The sequence below is a fragment of the Mesorhizobium calcicola genome, from assembly GCF_042682105.1.
GTDB classification, from domain to species: domain Bacteria; phylum Pseudomonadota; class Alphaproteobacteria; order Rhizobiales; family Rhizobiaceae; genus Mesorhizobium; species Mesorhizobium calcicola.
Map to the genome: position 1 here is coordinate 102,603 of NZ_JBHUGY010000026.1, position 25,902 is coordinate 128,504.

Annotated in this window: 25 protein-coding genes; 13 read left to right on the top strand and 12 right to left on the bottom strand. The window is 62.8% G+C overall.

The window, feature by feature from the left end:
* The first annotated feature begins 1 nt into the window (after position 1).
* Both ACFSQT_RS16610 and ACFSQT_RS16615 read left to right on the top strand, forming a co-directional pair.
* A complete protein-coding gene (locus tag ACFSQT_RS16610) occupies positions 2-772 on the top strand; it encodes an exodeoxyribonuclease III (protein ID WP_379020392.1) in 771 nt (256 codons plus the stop codon).
* 135 nt (positions 773-907) lie between these two features.
* Positions 908-2,524, top strand: a complete 1,617-nt coding sequence (locus tag ACFSQT_RS16615; protein ID WP_379020394.1) for a WD40 repeat domain-containing protein — start codon at positions 908-910, stop codon at positions 2,522-2,524.
* Positions 2,525-2,565: 41 nt separating this feature from the next.
* Here ACFSQT_RS16615 and ACFSQT_RS16620 read toward each other — a convergent pair whose 3' ends face one another.
* Complete coding sequence (locus tag ACFSQT_RS16620) at positions 2,566-3,039, bottom strand: DUF5071 domain-containing protein (protein WP_379020396.1); 474 nt, start codon at positions 3,037-3,039, stop codon at positions 2,566-2,568.
* 112 nt (positions 3,040-3,151) lie between these two features.
* On the opposite strand from ACFSQT_RS16620, the gene ACFSQT_RS16625 reads away from it, so the two are divergent.
* Positions 3,152-3,703, top strand: a complete 552-nt coding sequence (locus ACFSQT_RS16625; protein ID WP_379020398.1) for an isochorismatase family protein — start codon at positions 3,152-3,154, stop codon at positions 3,701-3,703.
* Positions 3,704-4,002: 299 nt separating this feature from the next.
* Here the strand turns inward: ACFSQT_RS16625 and ACFSQT_RS16630 are convergent, their stop codons facing one another.
* The 3 genes from ACFSQT_RS16630 to ACFSQT_RS16640 all read right to left on the bottom strand — a co-directional run bounded on the left by ACFSQT_RS16630 (position 4,003) and on the right by ACFSQT_RS16640 (position 6,229).
* Complete coding sequence (locus ACFSQT_RS16630) at positions 4,003-5,187, bottom strand: hypothetical protein (protein ID WP_379020400.1); 1,185 nt, start codon at positions 5,185-5,187, stop codon at positions 4,003-4,005.
* A gap of 164 nt (positions 5,188-5,351) precedes the next feature.
* Positions 5,352-5,558: a hypothetical protein gene (locus tag ACFSQT_RS16635; RefSeq protein ID WP_379020402.1), complete on the bottom strand. Its 207-nt coding sequence runs from the start codon at positions 5,556-5,558 to the stop codon at positions 5,352-5,354.
* A gap of 140 nt (positions 5,559-5,698) precedes the next feature.
* Entirely contained in the window at positions 5,699-6,229 is a 531-nt protein-coding gene (locus ACFSQT_RS16640) for a hypothetical protein (protein ID WP_379020404.1), read from the bottom strand.
* On the opposite strand from ACFSQT_RS16640, the gene ACFSQT_RS16645 reads away from it, so the two are divergent.
* Together ACFSQT_RS16645 and ACFSQT_RS16650 are read left to right on the top strand one after the other, a co-directional pair.
* Positions 6,219-6,437: an exopolysaccharide production repressor protein gene (locus ACFSQT_RS16645; RefSeq protein ID WP_379020406.1), complete on the top strand. Its 219-nt coding sequence runs from the start codon at positions 6,219-6,221 to the stop codon at positions 6,435-6,437. The genes ACFSQT_RS16640 and ACFSQT_RS16645 overlap by 11 nt on opposite strands.
* A gap of 639 nt (positions 6,438-7,076) precedes the next feature.
* Complete coding sequence (locus ACFSQT_RS16650; protein ID WP_379020408.1) at positions 7,077-7,379, top strand: DUF1236 domain-containing protein; 303 nt, start codon at positions 7,077-7,079, stop codon at positions 7,377-7,379.
* 102 nt (positions 7,380-7,481) lie between these two features.
* On the opposite strand, the gene yghU is transcribed toward ACFSQT_RS16650, so the two are convergent.
* On the bottom strand, positions 7,482-8,348 hold the full coding sequence (gene yghU / locus ACFSQT_RS16655) for a glutathione-dependent disulfide-bond oxidoreductase (RefSeq protein ID WP_379020410.1): 867 nt from the start codon (positions 8,346-8,348) through the stop codon (positions 7,482-7,484).
* Positions 8,349-8,563: 215 nt separating this feature from the next.
* On the opposite strand from yghU, the gene ACFSQT_RS16660 reads away from it, so the two are divergent.
* Positions 8,564-9,469: a S1C family serine protease gene (locus ACFSQT_RS16660; protein WP_379020412.1), complete on the top strand. Its 906-nt coding sequence runs from the start codon at positions 8,564-8,566 to the stop codon at positions 9,467-9,469.
* Positions 9,470-9,490: 21 nt separating this feature from the next.
* The gene (locus tag ACFSQT_RS16665; protein ID WP_379020414.1) at positions 9,491-10,453 is read left to right on the top strand and encodes a LysR family transcriptional regulator; all 963 of its coding nucleotides are present in this window, start codon (positions 9,491-9,493) and stop codon (positions 10,451-10,453) included.
* Positions 10,454-10,478: 25 nt separating this feature from the next.
* On the opposite strand, the gene ACFSQT_RS16670 is transcribed toward ACFSQT_RS16665, so the two are convergent.
* A complete protein-coding gene (locus ACFSQT_RS16670) occupies positions 10,479-11,207 on the bottom strand; it encodes an SDR family oxidoreductase (RefSeq protein WP_379020416.1) in 729 nt (242 codons plus the stop codon).
* 130 nt (positions 11,208-11,337) lie between these two features.
* Complete coding sequence (locus ACFSQT_RS16675; RefSeq protein ID WP_379020418.1) at positions 11,338-11,799, bottom strand: MarR family winged helix-turn-helix transcriptional regulator; 462 nt, start codon at positions 11,797-11,799, stop codon at positions 11,338-11,340.
* Between the two features lie 65 nt (positions 11,800-11,864).
* Here ACFSQT_RS16675 and ACFSQT_RS16680 point away from each other — a divergent pair, with 65 nt between their 5' ends.
* Entirely contained in the window at positions 11,865-12,338 is a 474-nt protein-coding gene (locus ACFSQT_RS16680; RefSeq protein ID WP_379020420.1) for a cupin domain-containing protein, read from the top strand.
* A gap of 28 nt (positions 12,339-12,366) precedes the next feature.
* Here the strand turns inward: ACFSQT_RS16680 and ACFSQT_RS16685 are convergent, their stop codons facing one another.
* Positions 12,367-12,978: a hypothetical protein gene (locus ACFSQT_RS16685; protein WP_379020422.1), complete on the bottom strand. Its 612-nt coding sequence runs from the start codon at positions 12,976-12,978 to the stop codon at positions 12,367-12,369.
* Positions 12,979-13,050: 72 nt separating this feature from the next.
* Here ACFSQT_RS16685 and ACFSQT_RS16690 point away from each other — a divergent pair, with 72 nt between their 5' ends.
* Positions 13,051-13,242, top strand: a complete 192-nt coding sequence (locus ACFSQT_RS16690; protein WP_379020424.1) for a hypothetical protein — start codon at positions 13,051-13,053, stop codon at positions 13,240-13,242.
* Positions 13,242-13,841: a YdeI/OmpD-associated family protein gene (locus ACFSQT_RS16695; protein ID WP_379020426.1), complete on the top strand. Its 600-nt coding sequence runs from the start codon at positions 13,242-13,244 to the stop codon at positions 13,839-13,841. Before ACFSQT_RS16690 ends, ACFSQT_RS16695 begins: the two co-directional genes overlap by 1 nt.
* 5 nt (positions 13,842-13,846) lie before the next feature.
* Here the strand turns inward: ACFSQT_RS16695 and ACFSQT_RS16700 are convergent, their stop codons facing one another.
* On the bottom strand, positions 13,847-14,476 hold the full coding sequence (locus tag ACFSQT_RS16700; RefSeq protein WP_379020428.1) for a glutathione S-transferase family protein: 630 nt from the start codon (positions 14,474-14,476) through the stop codon (positions 13,847-13,849).
* Between the two features lie 161 nt (positions 14,477-14,637).
* Between ACFSQT_RS16700 and ACFSQT_RS16705 the strand changes: the two genes are divergently transcribed.
* Complete coding sequence (locus tag ACFSQT_RS16705; RefSeq protein ID WP_379020430.1) at positions 14,638-15,336, top strand: SDR family NAD(P)-dependent oxidoreductase; 699 nt, start codon at positions 14,638-14,640, stop codon at positions 15,334-15,336.
* Positions 15,337-15,632: 296 nt separating this feature from the next.
* Here the strand turns inward: ACFSQT_RS16705 and ACFSQT_RS16710 are convergent, their stop codons facing one another.
* A complete protein-coding gene (locus ACFSQT_RS16710) occupies positions 15,633-15,908 on the bottom strand; it encodes a hypothetical protein (RefSeq protein WP_379020432.1) in 276 nt (91 codons plus the stop codon).
* Between the two features lie 278 nt (positions 15,909-16,186).
* Here ACFSQT_RS16710 and ACFSQT_RS16715 point away from each other — a divergent pair, with 278 nt between their 5' ends.
* Entirely contained in the window at positions 16,187-17,809 is a 1,623-nt protein-coding gene (locus ACFSQT_RS16715; protein ID WP_379020434.1) for an ABC-F family ATP-binding cassette domain-containing protein, read from the top strand.
* Between the two features lie 7 nt (positions 17,810-17,816).
* Here ACFSQT_RS16715 and ACFSQT_RS16720 read toward each other — a convergent pair whose 3' ends face one another.
* Both ACFSQT_RS16720 and ACFSQT_RS16725 read right to left on the bottom strand, forming a co-directional pair.
* A complete protein-coding gene (locus ACFSQT_RS16720) occupies positions 17,817-20,417 on the bottom strand; it encodes a bifunctional diguanylate cyclase/phosphodiesterase (protein ID WP_379020436.1) in 2,601 nt (866 codons plus the stop codon).
* Between the two features lie 266 nt (positions 20,418-20,683).
* Positions 20,684-21,379, bottom strand: a complete 696-nt coding sequence (locus ACFSQT_RS16725; RefSeq protein WP_379020438.1) for a response regulator — start codon at positions 21,377-21,379, stop codon at positions 20,684-20,686.
* 819 nt (positions 21,380-22,198) lie between these two features.
* Between ACFSQT_RS16725 and ACFSQT_RS16730 the strand changes: the two genes are divergently transcribed.
* Entirely contained in the window at positions 22,199-25,753 is a 3,555-nt protein-coding gene (locus ACFSQT_RS16730) for a beta strand repeat-containing protein (protein WP_379020440.1), read from the top strand.
* Positions 25,754-25,902 lie beyond the last annotated feature (149 nt).

The window sequence follows — 25,902 nt, forward strand, 5'->3', positions numbered from 1 at the left end:
GATGAAGATCGCCTCCTTCAACATCAACAACATCAACAGCCGGCTGGACAATTTGCTGGCATGGCTGGCGACGGCAAAACCCGATGTCGTGTGCCTGCAGGAACTGAAGGCGCGCGACACGCAGTTTCCGCGTTCGGCATTGGCCGCGGCAGGCTATGGCGCGGTGTGGAAGGGCGAGCCGACCTGGAACGGCGTCGCCATCCTGGCGCGAGGCTCGGATCCGGTGCTGACCCGCGACGTGCTGCCCGGCGACGATGCCGACAGGCAGAGCCGCTACATCGAGGCGGCGGTGAACGGCATCGTCATCGCTTGCCTCTATGCGCCGAACGGCAATCCGCAGCCGGGGCCGAAATTCCAGTACAAGCTCGCCTGGCACGAACGGCTGGAGGCGCATGCCGAGCAGCTGTTGGACACCGGCCTGCCTGTGGTGCTGGCCGGCGACTACAACATCGTGCCCGAGCCGCGCGACATCTATGCCACCCGCTCCTATGACGACAACGCGCTGGTGCAGCCGGAAAGCCGGGCGTCCTTCGCCCGCCTGATCGAGCAGGGCTGGACGGATGCGCTGCGCAAGAAGCACCCGAAGGAGACGCTCTACACATTCTGGGATTATCGCCGCAACCGCTGGCCGCGCGACGCAGGGCTTCGGCTCGACCACATCTTGCTGTCGAAGACACTGTCGCGCCGTCTCACCGCCGCCGGCATCGACCGCGAGGTGCGTGGCGGGGATGGCGCCAGCGACCACGCGCCGGTCTGGGTGGAACTCAGGTGAGCGCGCGGAAAACTTGCCGGGAGAGCCTCGACGCCGCCCTTTCCCATGCGCCATTTTGCGAACACCTTTTCCATGGGTAATCTCATGGATTGATGCCGTGCCGGGCGAGGCCGGCAATGGCGCCGAGGGGGGCCGATGAACAGAGTCGTCGACAGGCTGATTGCAATCGTCCTGCTGGTGGTGGCCGTGATTTGCGTCTGGCGCGCCTGGCTGGTGCTTGGCGACGCGGTCGTCGTCTGGCGCAGTGTCTCGTCTTTCGCCGGGGATACCGCCTCGCTGCGGTTGGCCGCATTGCTGGTGGCGGCGCTCGCTTGCCTGCTTGGCGCGCTGTTGTTCTGGGCCGGTCTTCTGCCGGGGCGCCCGAACCATCAGGCCGGCGCGCCGCTGTTCGGCCGCGCGGCGGAAGTGCAAGACACCGGCAGGCCCGGCCTGCGCAAGGTGTTTCTCGCCTTGCCATTGGTTGTGCTGGCGGTGCTGGCCGTCGACCGGTTCGGCCCCTGGCGGACGCATGATGGCGGCGAGGTCGCCAGCCAGCCCAGCGAACCGAAGCCCAGCGAGCCGAAGCCCAATGAACCCCAGCCCGGCGAACCGAAGGGGCAGGATGTCGCCAGCGCGCCGCCAGCCCCGGAGCCGGTAGTTCCACCGGTAGCCCAGCCGCCTGCGCCTGTTCCTCCACCCGCTCCGCCGGAAGCGGCCAATCCGCCCATGGCACCGGTACCGCCGACCCCGCCTGCGCTGGCGCCTCCGACACCGTCAGTCCCCGCCGCTCCGACGCCGCCGGAGGTCGCGGTCATGCCGCCCCCGACCGTCGCACCTCTGCCCCCGGCTCCGCCACCGCTGCCGACTGAACCCGAGGGCCATCGCGATGCTGTCGTCTGGCTGGCGGTGGCGCCCGACGGCCATTCGATCATGAGCGCCAGCACCGACCACACGATCAAGCTCTGGGACATCGCCGGCAAACACCTGATCCGCACGCTCGGCGCTCACAAGGACATGGTGCGCACCGCGCTGTTCATGCCCGATGGCGTCAGCGCGCTGACCGCCGGCGACGACGGCGAGATCGTGCAGCGGAAACTTTCCGATGGCGCGGTGCTGCATGTCTTTTCGGCGGGCCAGAATGGCGGTGTCAACAAGCTGGCGATCAGCCCCGACGGCAAGCGCGCCGTGACCGGCCATGAGACCGGCAACGTCATCGTCTGGGACCTCGAGAAGGGCACAGTGCTGCATGTGATGAGCGGGCACGACTGGTCCGTCAGCGCTGTCGCCGTCTCGCCTGACGGCACCCGCGCGGTCTCAGGCAGCATCGACGGCACGCTAAAGCTCTGGGACATCGACAACGGCAAGCAGCTGCGCAACTGGCACGGGCATGAGCAAGGCACCTATGGCGCCGTGTTCACCGCCGATGGCCATCATCTGATCACCGGCAGCGGCGACTACACGATCAAGCTCTGGGATCTCGACACCGGCCGCGAAGTGCGCCGCTTCGAGGGCCATGAAGGCACGGTCTACACGCTGGCGCTGTCGGCCGACGGCAAGCGCCTGGTCTCTGGTTCGCTCGACGGCACGGCGCGCCTGTGGGACATGGAAACCGGCAATCAGATCGCCATGTTCGACAGCCAGACCGGCCCGATCTATGCGGTGGCCTTCGCCGCCGACGGCACGGTGCTGACCGGCGGCTACGACCGCACCATCCGCGACTGGCCGACCGCCGGCGGCGACGGCGTGGTGCTGTTTGCCGGCGCGCCGGGGTGAACAGGGGCAAAGCGGCCGATCCATTGCGGAGCGGGGTCAGCCTACAGCTTCATGCCATGATCGGGTTCGAGACGAAGCAGGACCTCACGCGCTTCAATATCGGCCTCTTCTCGTCTGTCATTTTCGCTGGGATGATCCGCCAATCGGCGCAGATCCTCCTCCAGGCCGCGAAGAACGTCCATCGGCAATCTTTGCACGATCGAGTTGATGCAGTGCCATTTTTGAGTTCCATCCGTTCCCTGGAGGATCCGCGAAATCGGATCAATCAGCGGTGTCCCGGCGGTGACAAGGAAATCAGCGATGGGTCTGGCCACTGGCCAATTGCCATCGGCCGTCCACTCCAACAGTTCGTCCAATATCGGCGCAACCGCCGGATAGCCCGCATCGACAATCCGAGCGATCGAATCAAGATCGTACTTGTCGTGTGGGAGCAAGCTCTGCGGATCAATCATCCAAGGCCACTTTCCAGTCATCGATGCCCTGTGTTTCTTTGAGTGCTCGATGACTGCTGTCAATGGGCGCGCCTGCAAGGCTCTCCGTCTCGTTGCCGGCCAACTGGCGCTTCCATAGCTGTCACGCCTGCCAACCATCCTTGACCCTCTCGCTACCCACGTTATGTTCGCGACCATGTCAGCACCCAGCCTCGCGGACAACGCGCCGCTCATTGTCATCGACCTTCAGACCGGCATGTTCGACGGCGTGTACGAGCCGCCGATTCATGATGCATCAGGTATTGCCGAGCGGACCCGGGCGGTGATCGACTGGGCTCGGCGCGGCGGGCGCAAGGTCGCCTTTGTCAGGCATGACGGACCGGCGGGCGATCCGCTGGCACCGGGTGAACCGGGCTGGCCGGTGTGGCCCGCACTTGGCCAGGCCGAGGACGAGCCGACCTTTGCCAAGACCGTCGGCAATGCCTTCAGCAATGCAGCACTGGGCGACTGGGTGGCCGGGCAGGGCGCAGGTGCTGTCGTGCTGCTGGGCGCGCAGACCGATTTTTGCGTGGCGGCGACCGTCAAGGGCGCGATGGCCAGAGGGCTCGGGGTGACGGTGGTTTCCGATGCCCACAGCACGCTGGACAATGCCGCCGAGAGCGCCCGGCAGGTCATCGCCCGGCATAATGGCGAATTCGTCGAGGCCGGCGTCGATCTGGTGACGACGAAGGCGCTGACCGGCGGCTGAGGCTTCAGGGAACCTTCGCGGCGGGCGGATCGTCGCTTCGCGCGGCAGCCAGCGCGGCGGGCGCACGCGCTGCCGATCGGGTGATGCCGCCAGGCGCCTGCCTGGTCGACGCGGACGGGGGGCGCATTGTTGGGATGGCTCGGGCGCCCGCGTCAACCAGGGCGGCTCGTACCGCCGCATCAACACCATCGCACATCGCCCGCCGGCCAACACTTCCGTGAAAGCGGAATAGGCCGGGACCACAGTACGGATTCGGCGTCCTGGTCCATCACCACGCCTACAAGGGCAATCGATGCTGACTATGGGGAACCGCCGCCGATCGTGTTTCCCTTGCCAGAGTTTGCGTTCTTTATCGACACCTTTGCGCCATAGGCATTCGACTGGATATTCCATCCGATCGTGCTTGAACCCAACGAGTTGGCGATTCGAAGATATTGATAAACGTTTCCTGTTATAGTCCCAAGTCTCGCCGCGCTGTCAACAATTACGCCTAGGCCTTTGCTGGTACCATTCGGATTAAAAAAATTGTTTTCTGAAACTACGAACAGGCTGCCTCCACCGTTAATGTGCACGCCCCCTCTAAGATTAGGAACCTCAATTGTATTGTGTGTTACATACAGACCAGTAATAGGAGAAGCCGTGGCGATGGCATCTCCCTTGACATTAAAAGAGCTGTCGGAAACATTTATCTGATCGACCTCCGCTTCGGAGGGCGGGACCACTATACCGCTGCCGCCGCCGGTGAAATTGCTTTGGGTCACGAAAAGCCCCTGAAAAAGCGTTCCCAGCATAATTCCATTTGCAGTGCCAATGAAATTGCTCTTCGAGACCATCAGGTTGAAGGCGTAGCAGTGCCCTGCTGCGTTGCCTGCCGCAAAAATTCCTTGCATGCCGGAGCTTTTGTCACCGAAGAAATCAACGCTATCGACATCAACAAATGACAGTTTGTTGAGAACCAATCCTCGGCCCCAGTGATTTGTAAAAGGAAAGCTTCCTGCACCTTCAATCGTCAGATTGCTGAAATGCGACGATTGTTTCGATCCCGTGCAATCGGAACTATCAACAGTGATGGCATCATGAATGTTAGCCGTCGCCGAGAGAACGGCCATATTGTCGATTTGGACGGCTTCCTCGTTCGGGGACTTGAAATTGAACCCTTCCGTCGCTCCAGTGAAGACAATCTTGGTCACGTTGGAGCCGGCGCCATGAACTGCAATGCTCGAACCTGAGCCAACTGTCGCCGTCGCCGAACCGCTGAATCTGTAGGTCCCAAGCCCGAACGATATGCAGATCGGCCGATTGCCAAAATGGCTGATGGCGGAATTCCAAGCCGAAAGATTGTCGGTCGAGCCGTTGCCGTTGCCACCGTATGCCTCAATCGCGACGCAGCCTGATATCACGTCGGGCTTCGGGGGAACGGGCTGCGCAAAAGCCAACGATTGGAGCGCCAACCAGGCGACCACCAATGAAAGGCAGCGAAACATGGAAACCTTTCTCCCAATATCGGGACATAGTTCGATGCGCTGCCGATGGGCATGCCAATTGTGGCTTGACGGTGGAGGAGTCTGTTACATTTCAGTAAGGTTCCGCTCTATGAGGCCGTCATTCCGGAAGGCCGCTGAGTGTTCCGCGCGGCATGCAAGCTTGATCAGTTTGCCGCACTGTGATCGGTCGCTTGAACCGATCGGGCGGGTGGGAAAGACAGCGCGCGTTGATCCGACGGCTGCTCGTTGAGGTGGAGCGAACCGCCCAGGACGAGGAACACGATGCCCACCGCCATCAATCCCACCATCAGCACGGCAATCGCCGTGACCGGGCCGTTGCCTGTTTTGACGATGATGGATCGATACGGCATCGTTCTGTTCTCCGACAGGATCCGGCGGCACCCGAAACCTTGCGACAAACGACAGCCAAGGCGAGATGTTCCCTTGTCCCGGCTTCAATCCGGGCCACATCGGCCCTTTGCGTTTTCGTGTAGGACCAAGGTCTTGGGTGTCAGGCGCAAAGGTCCGAGGGGCCCTGTTCGGTTCCGGCAATGTCCATTGGACGTTCCATTATTTTAGTCAAACGCGATATAATGACGCGGCCGTATCGAGAGGGCAGGATCGGCAAAAAACTTAGCCAGGCAAGCGTCTTCGCCACAATCGCGGCACGGAAATTGGCGCCGTTGGCAAGGCCGACACCACATTCCGAAGCGACCGACAACACGCCGTTGGAGCGGCCACCGCAGGCTTCCTGACCGCGATCCACGACGTCACATTTTGGCGGGCGAAAGGTTGCCTGCGGGCCGATCTTGTGCGTCCAGGCGCAGGCCGGCCCGCGGTGCGAACAGCGCCAGGCGCGCAACAAATTTCGGGATCGTTGCCGATCTGGGCGATCATATAGTTGCGTAGTTGCTAAAATAATGGAATTTTGTGCGCGGGTATTGGGAATCTGGGCAGGGGAATCGTTTCGAACCGGGATCGGTTTCGGGCGATTTTGAGCATCGATGTATTTTGGGCATTTTCTCCTGGGGATGTCAGCCACGACCATCGTTGTCGCGGTCTGGACCTATATAGCCACCGGTTCCTTCTGGCAGGCGCTTGCCTGGACGATAGTGACTCTGCTTGTCCTGCAAGTCGGCTATTTCCTGCTCGTCGCAAGGCTGATCTACAGGAGCGCGCAACGGGCGGCGACAGATCAGGATTCGGTGGACGCCGTCCCGCCACTGCATCGGGATGGTGTCTGGTTTTGAGGCCTGGCACTTGGGCTCCGCCAAGGGATGGCGTCCCTGCTCATCCATTCGCGCGTGCGCCAGGCAAGTCCCGCAAACGGCGCCACCAGCGCGATCACGACAAACGAGGCTGCGTCGGGCACAGGACGCCAAAGGCGGGAACCAAGCCCGACGCTTCGCGTTTTGAGCGTGACCGGTGAGGCTGCCACCTCCGCCGGCGCTGTCTATGGCCCGCTCTGCTCCCGGCAGGGCGGGCCTTTTTCGTGCCGCTGGATGACGGCGTAGGAACGACATTGCGTTCCCAACGTTAGCTGTTCCCAAGGTGTTGCAGCAAATCGACCTCGGCCTTCGACTGATTGCGGGCGAAGCCGACGCGGCGCTTTTGGTGGTCGTCGTCCGAAACGAGGGTGAGCTTCCCGCTGGGACAATGGCTCTGCCGGCACGGTTGTGCGCTTTTTAAACCCGAATAATCGACTGGCAGCGCAATTTATCTGCAATATTTTAAATATCTTCGCCTTTGGCATCAATAAACAAGAATAATACGCGTTAGCGGTCAGTCGATGTAATTATCTCTTTATTCTGAAATTCGAGATGGAACTTCAACGCAGCCATGGAGTTCTCATGCAGGGCGGATTTTCAGATAGCCTTATGGAGATTGTCATGAAACTTTATCTTTCGAGTGCGGCGGCTGCGGTCGTCCTGATGAGCGGCTTTGGTGCAGCGATGGCGCAAGACGTCATCGTCGTCCAACCGGAGCAGAAAACAATCGTTCGCGAATACATCAAGAAGGAGCCACTGGCGTCGGTCAACCTTTTGGGCGTCGAGCTCAAGCTCGGCTCGCCGGTGCCGGATACGGTCCAACTGCGCGAGGTGCCCAACGTCAAGTATCGCGTCGCCGTGATCAACGACCAGACCGTCCTGGTCGATCCCGAGACCCATCAGATCGTCGAAGTCCTGAACTGAGCGAGGTCCCGAAATAGGATTGCCCGCGAAAGCCTTGGGAGAAGCCCGTCACCAACATTCGCGTCGGTGGCGGGCTTTCTCTTGAGGCTGGCTTTGCCTGGCCTATTCGGCAGCGAGCTTGTCCTGCGTGTTCGTTTCGAAATCGCCGGCGTCGTGGCGCTCATGCAACTGCATGGCCGGTTCGCCGAAGGCGCGGTTGACCATGCGGCCGCGCTTCACGGCCGGGCGTGAATCGATCGCCTGAGCCCAGCGCTGCACATGCTTGTAGTCCTGCACGGACAGGAACTCGGCGGCATCATTGTACATGCGGCCGAGCGCCAGTCCGCCATACCAGGGCCACACCGCCATGTCGGCGATGCTGTAATCCTTGCCGCCGAGATATTCGACCTCGGCCAGGCGGCGGTCGAGCACGTCCATCTGGCGCTTCACCTCCATCGAGAAGCGGTCGATGGCATATTCGAACTTTTCCGGCGCATAGGCGTAGAAATGGCCGAAGCCGCCGCCCAGATACGGCGCCGAGCCCATCTGCCAGAACAGCCAGGACAGGATTTCCGCGCGGGCCGGTTGCTCGGCCGGCAGGAATTCGCCAAATTTTTCGGCGAGATAGAGCAGAATCGAGCCGGATTCGAAGATGCGCACCGGCGTCTTGCCGCTGCGATCCGTCAAAGCGGGAATCTTGGAGTTGGGGTTGACCTCGACGAAGCCACTGCCGAACTGGTCGCCATCGTTGATCCTGATCAGCCAGGCGTCATATTCGGCGCCCTTGTGGCCGCGCGCCAGAAGCTCCTCCAGCATGACCGTCACCTTGACGCCGTTCGGCGTCGCCAGCGAATAGAGCTGCATCGGATGCTTGCCGACCGGCAATTCCTTGTCGTGAGTCGGGCCGGCGATCGGGCGGTTGATGCTGGCGAAGGTGCCACCATTCGCCTTGTTCCAGGTCCATACTTTCGGCGGCGTGTACTCAGTCATCTCGGGGCCTCGTGTCGTGGGGGCTTGTGGAAAGGATGGGCAGCTCCCTTACAGCTAGGGCTGCGAGCGAGAAAGTTCAACTTGCGTTGAACTATTGTTTATGTCGGTGGCGCTCTCCCTTCTCCACAACAAGGGGAGAAGGGATCACAGCCGCCCCTTGCACCATCTCCCGCGCGGCATACCTATAGAAATATGACCTACCCAGGAATGAAAGCATGACCATCAATCCCAATCCGCGCTCGGTCGTTGCCGTGCGGGCCACCGTTCCCGAGGATGCCTTCACGGCCGGTGCGCTGGGCACGCTCAGGGAAGGCAGCGGCGTCGTCATCCGCGACGACGGGCTGGTGCTGACCATCGGCTATCTCATCACCGAAGCCGAAGAGGTCTGGCTGACCAGCCATGACGGCCGCGTCATCCCGGCGCACGCGCTGGCCTATGATCAGGAATCGGGCTTCGGCCTGGTGCAGGCGCTGGCGCCGCTCGGCCTGCCGGCGGTGGCGCTCGGCGATGCCGGCAAGGCCCGGATCGGCGATGCCGTGGTTCTGGCCGACGGCATCGGCCAGTCGGTGCAGGCCAAGATCGTCACCAAACAGGAATTCGCCGGATACTGGGAGTATCTGCTCGACGAGGCGATCTTCATCGCACCCGCGCACCCGTCCTGGGGCGGTGCCGGGCTGTTCGGCGCCGACGGCTCACTGCTCGGCATCGGTTCGCTGCGCCTGCAGATGAGCCGCAATGGCGAGGTCGCAGACATCAACATGGTGGTGCCGATCGACCTGTTGCCGCCGATTCTCGACGATCTCCTCACGCGCGGCCATGTGGCCAGGCCGCCGCGTCCTTGGCTCGGCGCCTTGTCGGCCGAAAGCGACGGCAAGGTGGTGGTGATGAGCGTGACCGAAGGCGGCCCGGCCGCCAAGGCCGGCCTGCGCCAGGGCGACATCATCTCCGACATCCGCGACGGCGCGGTCGACGGGCTCGCCGATTTCTATCGCAAGCTATGGGAGAGCGGCTCGGCCGGTGCGGAGATCCCGATGCGGGTGCTGCGCGACGGCCGCGAAACCTGGCTGCGCGTCAAATCGGCCGACCGCGGCAGTTTTCTCAAGAAGCCGCAGCTGCAGTAGACGTCGGCCGGGACATTTTCGTTGCATCCCAGATTGCTCAAGACCTTCCTTGAGGTGGCACGCAGCCGCAACATCACGCGCGCCGCGGAGGCGGTTCATCTGGCGCAGTCGAGCGTCAGCGACCAGGTCCAATCGCTTGAGGCCGAGCTGGGAGCTGCCCTGTTCACGCGCTCGAAAACAGGTCTCGACCTGACACCGGCGGGACTGGCGCTGAAGCCCATCGCGGAAGACCTGTTGCGGCTCGACGGCGAGGCGCGCGCGGCCGTGCAGGCGGCTGCCGCGCAGGCGAGCGGATCGCTGACCATCGGCGCGCTGGAGACGATTGCCTCGGCCCGGCTGGCGCCCTGGCTGCCGGGGTTCCAGGCCCGCCATCCCGATATCACCGTGCGGATGAAGGTGGCGGACAGCGGTGCCCTGCGGCGCCTGCTGGAGGATGGCGACATTGACGTCGGCTTCTGCTTCGAGCGTCGCGACGTCAGCAAGGGCGCCGCCGACGAACGCCTCGCCCGGCGCACAATCGCGGCCGAAACGCTGGTGCTTGTCGCGGCTCCGGGGCAGGGCGCCGCGCCATCAGACCTCGCCGCGCTTGCCACGCTGCGCTTCGTGGCAACGGAGCCCGGATGCATCTATCGACACATGCTCGACACCGCCTTTGCCGAGGCGGGTGTCGCCGCGCCCAGGCTTGTCGCCGAGGTCGGCAGCATCGGCGCTATTGCGCAACTGGTCGCAGCCGGCGCGGGGCTGGGCCTCGTTCCGCGCCTTGCCGTCAGCGGCGCGCTGGCGCGGGGCGACCTCGTCGAACTGCCATGGCCTGGCCAGATGCAGACGGCGCCGCTGACGATGATCTGGCGGCGCCGACGCGTTCAGCCGCCGGCACTCGGGCAATTGCTCGCCGCCGCGCGGGAAACGCTCGCACCTGTTTCGGAACGCTCTCAACTCAGTTCAGAGCCTGAATCGGCGAACCGCTCCAAAGCTTTGCTTTGAAGGCGATTTCCTGACTCTGGCCATCCTAGACAAGCCGGTGCCCGCCCTCGACATGCAGCGTCGTTCCCGTGGTGAAGCCGTTGCCGATCAGGAAGAAGATGGCATCGGCGATATCGTCGGGTTGGCCGATCCTGCCGACTGGCAGGCGTTGCGCCATCGCGGCCAGCGTCTCGGCCTTCCTGTCGCCGGCAACCTGTGTCCAGATCGTGGTGTCGACCCAGCCGGGTGACACCGCGTTGACGCGGATTGGCGCGAGCTCCACCGCGAGCGCCCGCACCAGCCCTTCGAGCGCCGCATTGACGGCGGCGACGACGGAGCCGCGTGCAGCCGGCCGGTAGGCGGCGATGCCGGAGACGAAGGTCATCGACCCGGTGACGCCAAGCCGTGGTGCGCCATGCTTGGCGAGCAGCAGCGGGCCGTAAAGTTTGCTCTCCACCACCCTTTGCGCCGCCTTCAGGTCGAGCTCCGGCAACAGCTGGTAGGCGCCTTCGATGTCGGCGGCGGTGCTGACGACGTGGTCGAGCCCGCCGATGCGCGCGAACAGCTCAACCACATGGTCCTCCCGCGCGATGTCGACGGCGGCTACCTCCAGGGCGGCGGGATTGCCAAGTTCTTCGCGCGCCTGTTGCAGCCTGTCGTGGCCGCGCCCGGCGATGACGACCGCCGCACCGGCCTCGACGCAGCGTCTTGCCAGCGCCAGACCCATGCCGGAACCGCCGCCGACGATCAGGATTTTCTGGTTCGTGATGTTCATATCCGCTCTGCCTTTGCATGGATGGACAAGGGCAGAGGATTGGCAGTTCGCTGTGGGCCAAGGGAAACGGAAGAAACCGATGGCGCCATCGGAAATGCCGATGCGTGCCAGCTGCGCAGCGCCGTCTCGTTCAGCGAGCCAGCGGGCTGTCCCAGACGACGAACAACAGCGCTTTCAGCTGGGCAAACCGCTCTGGCCCGAGTTCGGTGCGCCACTCCTCCTCGATGTCGCGCAATATGTCGACCATTTTCCAGAAGGCGGCGTGTCCGCGTTCGGTGGACCGCACCACGCGCGCGCCGCCTTCGCCCGGAATATCGGAGCGGACGAGATAGCCGTAGCCTTCGAGACTGCTGAGCAGCTGGTTGATGGCCTGCTTGCTCATGCCGGCGCGCTCGGCGATGGTGCCTGGGCGTGCGCCGTCCGGTCCGGGAAACTGCAGCACCGCCATATGCGGCAGGCGCAGTTCATCGAAACCGGCGGCGTTGAGCTCCTTGATCAGCCGGCGCTGGATCGTCTGCGCCGGCACGCGCAGCAGGGCGCCGATCAGCAGGTCCTCGGTCCTGGTCTGCAGAACTTCCGTGGATGTGGCCATTGACGATCCGGTAAATTGAGTTTACTGAAAGAAGGTAAATGTAATTTACTCGGGGAGTTTGCGCAATGCTAACCTTGGATCTCCAGGTCAATCCAGCCAACGAAACCATCGGTACCAAGGGGCTGTCGGTTCGCTTCCTGGTGTCAGGCGACAGTTCGAATGGCAGCGTCGCCGCCTTCGAACTGATGGTGCCGGGCGCGCAGCGGCTGCCGGCGCCGGCGCACAGCCACGACCACTACGAAGAGACGATCTACGGAATTGACGGGGTGCTGACCTGGACCGTCGACGGCAAGCCGATCGAGGTCGGACCGGGAGAGGCGCTGTGCGTTCCACGCGGCGCCGTCCACCGGTTCGACAACAACGGCAGCCGAGACGCGAAGGCGTTGTGCGTCATCACGCCGGCGGCGATCGGCCCGGACTATTTTCGAGAGGCCTTCGCGGTGCTCAACGCTGCCGCCGGTGGCCCGCCGGACAAGGCCAAAATGATGGACATTATGCGTCGCCACGGGCTGACGCCGGCAATGCCGCCACCGGCCTGAAGGCGGCCGGAGGGGCAGGGCGCCCCACTTATTCCTGGCAAGCGGTGAAGGCGTCGCCCGAGTTCCAGTCCCGGAATGCGATGGTCTGGCCTTCAGCCGACACGGTCTTGTGCTTCGTGCTGCCGTCCGGCTGCTGCTTCGAGCTGGTGCCCTTGCCGGTCAGCACATTGTAGTCACAGGCGCTGGCGATATTCTCCTGCAGGTAATCCACGGATTCATAGGCGAAGCCGGCAACGATGAAGGCGCCGTTGCGGTAGGCGATGGTCAGCGTCTGGTTGGTGCGCTCGCTGCCGATCGGCGGCGCCGGCAGATAGAATTTGATCGAGCCGTTGGGCAGCATCGATAGCTCCGGCTCGGTGTCGGAGTTCTCATAGCCCGGCCGGTCATAACCGTTCCACTCGCCACCGATCTGTTCGCGCACGATTTCGACGGGCTTGAGGTAATTGTGCTCCTTGTCCCTGAGGAAGAAATGGATGTCCATCGGGTCGGTCGGCTCGGTCTCGACCACCATGGCAAGGTCGGGAGCGCCGTCGCCGTTGAAGTCGCCGGTCACCGAGGTGATGATCTTTTTGGTTTCGATCGGTTCGCTGAGGGCCATGGTCGGTAGCAGCAAGGCAAGGGCGAGAAGCAAAGATTTCATGGCGTGTTATCCCCCAGAAGCGTGACACCTTGCGGTGGTATAGCACGACAGGAGGACGCCCCGTGGACATGGATGCACGCCGATGGCGCTAGCCATGAGATACCGGCTGTGATCCTGTGCCGCCGTGGTGCCTTGCCGAACAGCCTTCCATACCAGCCGATGCTGACCAATGACGACGAGCACGATGCAGAAGACAGGACGACAGTGAAAGCAGAGGACATGGGCGCGCGACCGACAACAGCACTGAACGGGCAGGCAGGCTGATGGCGCCGGTCAAGGTCGATCCCGACAAGGTTCGGGAATTCCCTGACGCGGCGAGTTTTTATGCCTGGCTCGGCCAGCACCACGCCACGGAAAGCGAGGTGTGGATCAAGGTGCACAAGGTCGGGTCGGGGCTGAAGTCGATCACGCCGAAGGAGGCCATTGACGTCGTGCTGTGTTTCGGCTGGATCGACGCGGTGCGCAAGGGGCTGGACGAGAACAGTTTTCTCCAGCGCTACACGCCTCGCGGCAAGAAGAGCATCTGGAGCAAGATCAACATCGACAATGTCGCGCGGCTGGTCGAGCAGGGCCGCATGACCGGGCATGGGCTGAAACAGGTCGAGGCGGCCAAGGCGGACGGGCGCTGGGCGCGCGCCTATGGCAGCGGCAAGCAGATGAAAATTCCTGATGATCTGCAGGCGGCCATAGACGCCGAACCCAAGGCAAAAGAGATGCTGGCAAAGCTCAGCGCACAGAACCGCTTCGCGCTTGCCTTCCGCACCCACAACATGAAGACCGAGGCCGGCCGCAAGAAGAAGATCGAGACCTTCGTCGAGATGCTGAAGCGCGGCGAGACGATCTATCCGCAGGGCAAGAAGTAAGCCCTTCAGGCACCGGAATGCGGGTCGATGCTGTAAGGATGCACCGGGTAGCCAGGACCGATGGCGTCACGCACGCGGCCAATCCACGCCATGACCGCCGGATAGTCCGTCAGAAGGAAGCCGCAATCCCCGGCGCGATGGCTGTAGGCATAGACAGCGATGTCGGCGATCGTGAAGTCGTTTCCGATGAGAAACGGGGTGTCGCCAAGGCTGCGGTTCATGGCGGCAAGAGTCCGGGCTGCGGCTTCGCGCTTGCCCGCGACCATGCCCTGGTTGCGTTCGAGCCGTCCGGTCAAGGTCCAGAAGCGCAGCGAGCCGATGACCGGCTCGACATTGTATTGTTCGAAGAACAGCCACTGCATGACCTTGGCGCGCTGATAACGGTCCGCCGGCAGAAAAGGCGTCCCTTCGGCGAGATAGGCGAGGATCGCGTTGGATTCGGCGATGGCGTTCCCGTCTTCGAGCTGAAGCACGGGGACGGCACCGGCAGGATTAAGTTCAAGGAAGGCGTCGGTGTGGCTCTCGCCCTCGAAAATCGAGACCATGCGACTGTCATACGGAATCTTGAGCAGCCCGAGCAGAACCCGGACCTTCCAGCCATTCTGCGATGGCAGATGATCATGAAGCGTGAGCATGGCTGGTCCTCGTGATGGATCAACGATCGCATGGCGCGCCGCCCGGCCACCACCCGATTCCTGCACGCCATCGCATGAAGACTGCGATCCCCGCCACCTAATAAATCACCTCCGCTAGTGCCATCTTTCTCCCGAAGCAATCGACATCCCAGGAGCAGCACATGAACACGCATTCCAGCAAGGTCGCGCTGGTCACCGGCGCCAATCGCGGCATCGGGCTCGAGACCGGGCGGCAGCTGGCGAAGCTCGGTTTTGCCGTGCTTTTGGGCGTGCGCGATCTCGCCAAAGGCGAAGCGGCGGCGCGAGGACTCGACGGCCATGTCGAGGCCATCGCGTTCGATGTCGCTGCACCTGAAGCGGCGGCAGGGGCGGCGGCGCAAGTCGAGCGCCGGTTCGGCCGTCTCGACGTGCTGATCAACAACGCCGCGATCCATTACGACGCTGGTTCGCGGGCCTTGCTGCCGGACTGGACAGTGATCCGCGAGGCGTTCGAGACCAATGTCTTCGGCGCCTGGCGGGCGGCGGCCGCCTTCGCGCCGTTGCTCAAGGCGAGCGGTCATGGAAGGCTGGTCAACGTGTCGTCCGAAGGCGGTTCGCTGGCCTCGATGGGGGGCGGGGCGCCGGCCTATTCGACATCGAAGGCGACCCTCAACGCGCTGACCTGCGTGCTGGCGGCGGAACTGCGCGGCGCAGGTGTGCTGGTCAACGCCGTCTGCCCCGGCTGGGTCGCCACCGACATGGGCGGGCCGGGCGGGCGCCCGGTCGCGCAAGGAGCGGCCGGTATCGTCTGGGCGGCGACCTTGCCGGATGACGGCCCGACCGGCGGCTTCTTCCGCGACGGCAAAAGGCTGCCGTGGTGACGGATCCCGGCACCGCCGTCTTCAACAGTGCCACAAGCGGCCCGCAGGTTCGGGCAGAGCTCGGCGTTGCTTGAAGTGCTTCAACATCTGAATCGCTGAAGCGCTGTAAGCGTCTGTTTCTGCTGAATTCCGAACGGAAATCCACGGCACGCTTTCCCGAAATCGAGCGCAAGAAAAAGCCGCCCTCGCTTTTGCGAGTGGCGGCTTTCCTGGGAGGAAGTCAGAGAGAAGAGCGATCAATGAGCCTTGCCGCGCTTGTTGCCGGTGTGCTTGTGGCTGTGCTTTTGAGATAGATGTCACTGGGCTTCATCGTCCGGCGTCACCCCAAGCAGCTCCAGAGCGTTGGCGAGCGTCCTGATGCCTTGCGCCTGCTTGCGCTCGGCACAGAAGCGGATGGCCGTCTTCTGCAGCGTCGTTGCCTCGGCGACCTCGGTCGTCTCGGCTTTGGCCTGAATGGCTTCGTCGAGTTGATGACTGAGCCGGTCGCAATGCTCGCTGCGGGTGATGGCGGCCTTTGCTTGCGACGGACCGATGGCGGTGACGGCAAGCGACATGCCGAGCAGGGCACCCATCCATCCGTCTCGTTGCATTGCCGTAACATCCCGTTGGCGTTGTGCCGCGACCATTCCGGTCGCCGCGAGGATGCTTATGCCAGCCAATCTTTTCGCCAGTTTTTCCGAACTGTTGAATCTTGTTTCCGGATTGTGTCCAGGGGCGGTCTTGGCTTCTCCCACAAGAAGGAGGGAAAAGCGTGCTCCCACTGCGGCGCTTGCGCCTCTTCCGCTGGCGCCCGCCATCGCGTATGGCCCTGGGGAAAATCCTTCCAAGCTCCAAGCTCCCCGGAAACCGCATGATCAGACTGGAAAGCATCAGCAAGCAGAACGGCCGTCAGCTTGTCTTCATCGAGGCGTCGGCCGCGCTGCAGAGAGGCGAGAAGGTTGGCCTTGTCGGCCCCAACGGCGCCGGCAAGACGACGCTGTTTCGCATGATCACCGGGCAGGAACAGCCCGACGAGGGCCAGGTGCAGGTCGATCGCGGCGTCACCATCGGCTATTTCAGCCAGGATGTCGGCGACATGGAAGGCCACAGTGCTGTCGCCGAAGTGATGAACGGCGCCGGGCCGGTCAGCGAAGTGGCGGCCGAGATGGCCGCGCTGGAGGCTGCCATGGCCGACCCAGACCAGGCCTACCGGATGGACGAGATCATCGAAAAATATGGCGAGGCGCAGCACCGTTTCGAGGAGCTTGACGGCTATGCGCTGGACGGCCGCGCGCGCGAGGTGCTGGATGGCCTCGGCTTTTCCCAGGAGATGATGGACGGCGATGTCGGCAAGCTGTCCGGCGGCTGGAAGATGCGCGTGGCGCTGGCCCGCATCCTGCTGATGCGGCCCGACGCCATGCTGCTCGACGAGCCGAGCAACCATCTCGACCTCGAAAGCCTGATCTGGCTGGAATCCTTCCTGAAGAATTATGACGGTGCATTGCTGATGACCTCGCACGACCGCGAGTTCATGAACCGCATCGTCAACAAGGTGGTGGAGATCGACGCCGGTTCGCTGACCGCCTATTCCGGCAATTACGAGTTCTACCAGCAGCAGCGGGCGATCGCCTACAAGCAGCAGCAGGCACAATTCGAGCGCCAGCAGGCGATGCTGGCCAAGGAGATCGCCTTCATCGAGCGCTTCAAGGCGCGGGCGTCGCATGCCGCCCAGGTGCAGAGCCGGGTGAAGAAGCTGGACAAGATCGACCGCGTCGAGCCACCCAAGCGCCGCCAGACGGTTTCCTTCGATTTCCAGCCGGCACCGCGCTGCGGCGAGGATGTCGTGACGCTGAAAAACGTTCACAAGGGCTATGGCAGCCGCAGCATCTATGAGGCGCTGGATTTCCAGGTCCGCCGCCGTGAGCGCTGGTGCATCATGGGCGTCAATGGCGCCGGCAAGTCGACGCTGCTGAAGCTGGTTGCCGGTGCCTCCGAACCGGACACCGGCACGGTCGCGCGGGGGCCTAGTGTGAAAATGGGCTATTTCGCCCAGCACGCCATGGAATTGCTGGACGGCGAGCGCACCGTGTTCCAGACGCTGGAAGACGCGTTTCCGCAGGCAGGCCAGGCGCCGCTTCGGGCGCTTGCCGGCTGCTTCGGCTTTTCCGGCGACGAGATCGAGAAGAAGTGCCGGGTGCTGTCAGGCGGCGAGAAGGCGCGGCTGGTGATGGCGCTGATGCTGTTCGATCCGCCCAATCTGCTGGTGCTGGACGAGCCGACCAACCATCTCGATATCGCCACCAAGGAGATGCTGATCACCGCACTGTCGCAGTACGAAGGCACCATGCTGTTCGTCTCGCACGACCGGCATTTCCTGGCAGCGCTTTCCAACCGCGTGCTGGAACTGACGCCTGAAGGCATCCACACCTACGGCGGCGGCTATACCGAATATGTCGAGCGGACGGGGCAGGAAGCGCCGGGATTGCGGAGTTAAGGGGCGGCTACCCCGCCGCCAGCCATTTGCGCGACTGGGCGAAGGTCTTGAAGGCCTTCGCCTCCATCGGGCGGCCAAAAAAGTAGCCTTGCAGGATATCGCAGCCAAGCTCTTTCAGGATGCGCGCGTGCTCCATCGTCTCAACGCCCTCGGCGACCACTTCGATGCCGAGCGATTTGCCGATCTCGATGATCGACGACACCAGGTGTCGCTGCGCCGTTGAGCCGGTGATGGGCGTAACCAGTTGGCGGTCGATCTTGAGGCGACGCGGCCGCAGCTTGAGCAGGGAGACGATCGAGGCATAGCCGGTGCCAAAATCGTCGATCTCGATATCGATGCCGAGCTCCTTGATATGCTCGATGTTCCAGGTGACCAGATCATCGTTCTCGTCGAGGAAGATGGACTCCACCAGCTCGAACGACACAGTTCCTTCCTTGATGGCGAGCTCGCGCAACCCCTTGATCAAGTCCTTGTCCTCCAGGCGCCTGGCCGAGACGTTGACCGAGACGCGCGGGATATTGAGATGGCTGCGCGACCAGCGCTCGAAATTCTCCAGCGCCTCTTTGAGGACGATGCGGTCGATCAGCGCCACGACATTGAGCTCTTCGGCCACCTTGAGATAGGCGTCGGGGGCCAGGATGCCGCGTCGCGGATGTTTCCAGCGCGACAACGCTTCGACGCCGACGATCTCGAGCGTCTCGGCGTCGAACTGCGGCTGAAAGTAGGCGACGAATTCGTTCCGCTCCAGCCCGCCCAGGATCTCATCGGCGATCTGCTTGGTCCGTACGATCTCGCTCTGCAGCTCCTCGTTGAAGAACTCGTAGCGGTTGCGGCCACGGCCTTTCGCCCGGTAAAGCGCGAGATCGGCGTTGACGAGCAACTGCTTTGCGTCGACGCCGCTGTTGGCGGCAATGCCGATGCTGACCCCGAACCGGCACTGATGGCCCCGATAATCGACAGGCTGGCGCATCTCCTCGATGATGCGGCCGGCGAGTGCCGAGAGCTCGTCTTCGTCACGCCCGTGGCTCACCACGACGAACTCGTCGCCGCCGATGCGCGCTACGAAATCGGCAGAACCGGCATTGGCGTTGATGACCTTCGAGGCATGCATCAGCATGGCATCGCCGGCTGCGTGGCCAAGCGTGTCATTGATCTGCTTGAAGCGGTCGAGGTCGAGATGCAGCAGCGCAATGCGGTCGTGTTGGCCGGTTTCGGCCAGCATTTCGTCGAGATAGCGGCGGTTGGGCAGGCCGGTCAGCGAATCGTGCAGCGCCACATGCTCGATATGCGCCTTGGCGAGCTTCAGCTCGGCGTTCTTCGATTCCGACAGCTGGCGCTCGCGAATGAGGTTCTCGTTGAGCAGCACGTCGCTGGTCACGTCCCATTCGGCGCCGATCAGCTTGGGCGTGCCGCCGATGTCCTGGAAGAAGCTTGCGCGCGTGCGCACATGACGGACGGCGCCGTCGGGGCGCAGGAGCCGGTATTGTGAGAAGTAGGGGCCTTTTGTCGCCGCGGCCGAATCGAAGTCCCGCCTTGCCCGCTCGATGTCCTCGGGGTGGATCGCCAGCGCCCAGTCGGCATAGCCGCGCGGCTTGCCGTCGGCTGGCTTGCCGTAGATTTCGTTGACGCGGTCGTCCCACAGCAGTTCGTTGGTGGCGAGGTCGTGCTCCCAAACGCCGATGCCCGAGGCTTCCAGCGCCAGCTCCAGGCGGCCGGACAGGCGCCTCAACTCGGCGTCGCTCTTTTGCCTTTCGCCGAACAGCCGCCCGGCCACGAGGATCGGCAGCACCACCAGCGCGCCGGCAAGTGCCATCAGCGTCCGCAAGGTCCACTCATTTTTCGGCGCCGTTGGCCAGCCACCCTTGGGGATGGCCGAAATCTGCCAGGAACCTGAAGGCAACTGCACATCGGCCGACATGGGATTGCTGGCGACGACATTGCCGCTGCCGAAGAAACGTTCGCCGCCGCCGCCCAGCGCATCCTTGCCGGTGAGCGAGACATCGATGTCGAGATCGGGGTCGGCCAGTCCGCTCGCCGCGTAGAGCCGGTCGACATCGACCACTGCCGAGACGATGCCCCAGAAGCGGTCGCCGCCTCCCGCCGTCGGCACGAAGACCGGGATGCGGCCGATGAAGCCGCGCCCGCCCTGCGCCAGGTTGACTGGTCCGGCAAATACCAGCGCGCGCTGGTCGCGCGCCCGAAGCGCCGCCAGGCGTTGCTGCTCGTTCTTGCGGTAATCGAGCCCGATTGCCTTCTCATTGCCTTTCAAAGGGTACATCAGCGAGATAACGAGGTCTGGCGCGCCGGCGATATTACGCAACTGCGATTTCTGCTCGAACAGATTGCCCGCGAGCGAGGCAAATCTCTGCTGGCCCATATAGGGCTCTGTAACGATGGTTGAGACCAGCCCCTGAGCAAGCTGAAGATTGCCGTTTATGTTGCCTTCGAGCTTGGCGCGGATGACGTTGACCTTGGCCAGCACATCGGCGCGCGCCAGCTGGTCGGACACCCTCCTGTTCTGCAGGTCGGCAAAGACGGCGCAGACCAGGAGCACAACAAAGGCTATTGCCGCCGGCAAGTTGGCGGAAGAAAAAACGGCCTGTCTCACGCGGCCGAGACTGAATCCCGTTGCGGCCAATTCGACCCGAATACCTTTCCCTGACTATAGCTCGTCTGTCGATCCTAGTAGCAAACGCTTAAATTTCACCTTCCAAGCGGGCTGGAAGTTTCAGCTCGCAGCCTGAACCAGTGCACAGCGGGCCGGCGCTGGCTGCGCTTCTTCACACGTTGGGGCCAGTTTCTCGACGAAGCCCTGTTGTGCGCGGCAGCCGGCCCGAAACGCTTGCGCGAAGAACGCAAGAGCGTGGTGCATGGCTAAGCGTCCCCGGCCGGATTTTCGAGGCCGGATTGATCGGGAAAGCCGCTGCCGGCGCTCAGTCCGATCTGGCCGGCGGCCAGCTGCGAAAGCTGCGCTCGCGAGGCGACCTCCAATTTGCGATAGATGTTGTTCATATGGATTTTCAGCGTGCCTTTCGAGATGCCGATATCGAAGGCGATCTGCCCGGTCGGCTTGTTGGCGACGACCAGCCGCGCGATCTCCATCTCTCGCTTGGTCAGCCGCGATGACAGTTCCTGCCATCTGGTCCGGCGGGACGCCTCGTTCTGCACGGCCTCGCCGACAATCTCGGCCGGCAGCCAGCGGCCGCCCGCGGCGACCCGGTGGAGACATCTGAGCAGCGCCTCGACCGCGGTCTCCTTGAACACGATCCCGGCAACGCCAACCGCGACCGCGTCGTAGAGCTGGGCTTGCGAGGCGCCGACCGTCAAAAGCACGCAGAGCGTCGCAAGGCCCTGCCTGGCGATTTCGGCGGCGATGTCGAGACCGCTCAGTCCCGGCATGCTGATGTCGAGCACCGCGACGTCAGGTATGTCGCGCTGGATCATCGCCATGGCGGCGGTGCCGTCCTGCGCCGAGCCGACCACCAGGAAATCGGGGTCGCGGGCAATCAGGTCAGTCAGGCCGTGCAGCAGCAGCGGATGGTCGTCGGCGACAAAAACGGTTGTGACCATGTTCAGCCCGCCAGCAGCCCGTCGTCGGCGCCACGGCTCCATGCCGGAACGTCGCCATCGATGGGTGGCGCCCAGCGCTCAGGCTCGGTCATGTGTCTTCTCCCTTAGCGTGTCTCCACGACGCGCCAGTGACTGCTTGTGCCGGAAACGAACATCGCATCCGGCCCGCATCCTCCTGAAGCGTGAGGCCATGCTGACAGAAGCAGCGCGGCTGTGCAAAACATTAGCAAATGCTTAGTTAATCTTGAAGCGGCGCCTCCAGCAAGACGCGCGACGGCGGACTGAAAGAAAGATGCCGCTTCGGCGTGCCGATGCTGGTCTTCATCTTGAAAAACCCACCGCCGTCGCCGGGGAATTTTTTGTAGTTCCGGCAATTAAGCTCAGATTTGGAAAATAATTCGAATATGTAATTGATATTAGTCTTTAATCCTGAAAGCACTTTTCGGTAGTTAACTCTCTTTTTTGCATATAACCGGGGTTATATAGACGGGCGCATTACAACCTGCCAAATATGGTTTGGGAAATATTAACGCCCAGGTGATCGCTAGGGATCCTGTGGGGTTTGGGGCTTTTGGGTGTGGGTGTAGCTGTCAGTCCGACGGCGGGCTTGTCTCGTCTGGGAATAGCTGTGTCTGGCGAATGGGAGGTAGTCTCCCCGCCGGTCCTTTCCTCGTTCAAAGTCGCCGCTTTTATCATGAAACGATTGCCCGCCGGCCTGACCGCATTCCGCGGACAGCCGGATGCCGGTGCCGCAATCAGGCTGGGGTAGACGGCGGCGGGCTTGACCGCTGACCGCACAACAATGTGGAGGAAACTACAATGGCAGAAGATCTGGGCTCCGGTGTCCTCCTTGAGGCAACGACCGAAGGTTCGGGAACCGGCAACTACGATTCGTTCCTGCGGATACAGGCAACGAATATCGAGCAGGGCTTCAACACCGATCAGAACGGCAACGTCCTCGACAACAAGGCGTCCTTCACGCACGACCTGCAATACGGCAACATGCAATCGATCACTGTCGACGGCATCGCCTATATCGAGTTTCGGCTGGACCTCAACGAAAGCAACAATGCGGTAAACGGCGACATCACACTGACCGGCCTGGATATCTACATTTCCAATGCGGGGGCAACCCTTGCCGATTACAACGCGGGCTTTACGACAGGTTTCACCGGCATCTTCCATCTGGGCCCCGACGAGTTGCTGATTGATTCCAATCATGGCTCGGGCACGGACGACTACCGGGTGCTCGTCCCAGTCAGCCTCTTTGCGGGCGCCGGCGCCACCGACGGATCCTATGTGACGCTGTTTTCGAGTTTTTCCGGTTCAAATGGCGGTTTCGAGGAATGGCGCACTCTTACGACACCCGGCACCGGCACTGACACCCCCGGGATCGCCATCGACAAGGTGACGGTCGACGGTGCGGTCAAGGACGACGGCCTGAAGATCCTGACTGGCGAAGCGATCTCCTGGCAATATACGGTGAGCAACACCGGTAATGTGGCTTTGTCGAATATCGGGGTAATCGATAGCCATGGCGTGATTGTCACGCCGGAACTCAGCGGCGGCTTCAACGTCGGCGACATCAACCACAATGGTCTGCTCGACACCACCGAGACCTGGAGTTTCACAGGCAGCGGCACGGCCATCACCGGCGCCTACGCCAATGTCGGCACGGTCACAGGCTCGGCCGGGGCGGTTATCGTCACTGACAGCGACGGCTCCAACTATTTCGGCGCCGATCCGCAGATCAGCATCGACAAGGTAACGGTCGACGGCGCGGTCAAGGGCGACAATCTGACGATCCTGACCGGCGAAGCGATCTCGTGGGAATACACGGTGACCAATGCCGGCAACGTCGCTCTGTCGGGCGTCACGGTCAGCGACAACGTCGCCGGCGTGTCACCGGTCGCGGTCGTTGGCAACGGCCATGTCACCAACATCGGCGACAGCAACGACAACAACAAGCTCGATGTCGGCGAGGTCTGGAAGTTTTTGGCAACCGGCACGTCCGTGACCGGCCCTTACAGCAACACCGGCTCGGCTACCGGTTCCTTCACCGATGACGCCGGCCACACCCGCTCCGACACGGCCACCGACGACTCCGGCTATACCGGCGCCGATCCGCAGATCAGCATCGACAAGGTGACGGTCGACGGTGCGGCCAAGGGCGACAATCTGACGATCCTGACCGGCGAAGCGATCTCGTGGGAATACACGGTGACCAATGCCGGCGACGTCGCTCTGTCGGGCGTCACGGTCAGCGACAACGTCGCCGGTGTGGCGCCGGTCGCGGTCGTCGGCAACGGCCATGTCACCAACATCGGCGACAGCAACGACAACAACAAGCTCGATGTCGGCGAGGTCTGGAAGTTTTTGGCAACCGGCACGTCCGTGACCGGCCCTTACAGCAACACCGGCTCGGCCACAGGTTCCTTCACCGATGACGCCGGCCACACTCGCTCCGACACGGCCACCGACGACTCCGGCTATACCGGCGCCGATCCGCAGATCAGCATCGACAAGGTGACGGTCGACGGTGCGGTCAAGGGCGACAATCTGACGATCCTGACCGGCGAAGCCATCTCGTGGGAATACACGGTGACGAATGCCGGCAACGTCGCTCTGTCGGGCGTCACGGTCAGCGACGACGTCGCCGGCGTGTCACCGGTCGCGGTCGTTGGCAACGGCCATGTCACCAACATCGGCGACAGCAACGACAACGACAAGCTCGATGTCGGCGAGGTCTGGAAGTTTTTGGCAACCGGGACGTCCGTGACCGGCCCTTACAGCAACACCGGGTCGGCCACAGGTTCCTTCACCGATGACGCCGGCCACACTCGCTCCGACACGGCCACCGACGACTCCGGCTATACCGGCGCCGATCCGCAGATCAGCATCGACAAGGTGACGGTCGACGGTGCGGCCAAGGGCGACAATCTGACGATCCTCACCGGCGAAGCGATCTCGTGGGAATACACGGTGACCAATGCCGGCAACGTCGCTCTGTCGGGCGTCACGGTCAGCGACAACGTCGCCGGCGTGGCACCGGTCGCGGTCGTTGGCAACGGCCATGTCACCAACATCGGCGACAGCAACGACAACGACAAGCTCGATGTCGGCGAGGTCTGGAAGTTTTTGGCAACCGGGACGTCCGTGACCGGCCCTTACAGCAACACCGGGTCGGCTACCGGTTCCTTCACCGATGACGCCGGCCACATTCGCTCCGACACGGCCACCGACGATTCCGGCTATTTCGGCGCCGATCCGCATATCACGCTCGACAAGAAGACCAATGGCGTCGACCATGGCCTCGACATCTTCCAGGGCCAGCCGGTGACCTGGACCTACGATGTCAAGAACGACGGCAACGTCGCGCTCGCCAATCCAGTCGTCACCGACGACAATGGTACCGTCGGTACCGGCGACGACTTCCACCCGACGGCGATCCTCAGCGGCCTTTTCAACTCTGGCGACGCCAACACGAATGGCGTGTTGGACATCGGCGAGACCTGGCACTACAAGGCGACGGGGACCGCGCAGCTCGGCGGCTACGTCAACAACGCCACCGCCACCACCGATCCCTATGCCGACACGGCCGGACATTCAGTCATCCCGACCGGCACCGACAACAGCGACTATGAGGGCTTCTCCAACAAGGCGCTGACGCAAGGGTTCTGGGGCAGCCACACCGATGCCTGGGACAATGTCGCCAACAATGAGGGCAATCCCACCAAGAGCGCGGTCGCCAGCGGCGTCCTGTCCAGCCTTGACGTCAATCCGCGAACCGACGGCAATTTGCTGCTCGGCGACAGCAACGGCGACGGCATTGCCAACGACGCTCACAACCTCCTGATTTCGATCTCGCTGGCCAAAGCCATCGAATCGAGTTCGACCGGTGGCGACGCGCGCGTCATCATGCTGCAGCAGGCGATCGCCACCCAGCTCAACATCGACAACCATGTCGGTCAGCCCAACAATCTGATCGACGAGGCGGTGATGTGGCTGAAGGGGCAGGGCGCCTGGGCGGGGCTCGGCGTCAATGTCGATGGCAACAATGACGGCATCGTCGATCAGAGCGGCAACGCGCTGGCCGGGAACGCGGTCAAGACGAACACGAATGCCTGGACCAAATATGTCGATGTCACCGACGCGGGCTCCGGCATCACCGACTGGAACGGCGGCAAGGAGGCTGATGGCGAGGGCCTGAAGAACGCGCTGATGTGGTTCAACCAGGATCAACTGGTGACATCCGGGCCGGGTGGCCATGTAGCCTGGTTCGATGGAACCAACATCATCGACGAGCATCCCAACACGCTCGATCAGTTCTGGCTCACGCTGCATGAAGTCGGAGGCCTGACGGGCATTGCCTGAGGCAGGCTTCCGGCCTTCCGGCCGGATGCCTTGCCGCAGCGCCGCCCGCGTGAATTGACATGGGAAGGGGCTCCACCATCTTCAGCTTGGCGCAGGCGAGGACCAGGTCCTTGGGTCTGGTCTTGCTCGCCTGCGCCCTTTTTCTTGGG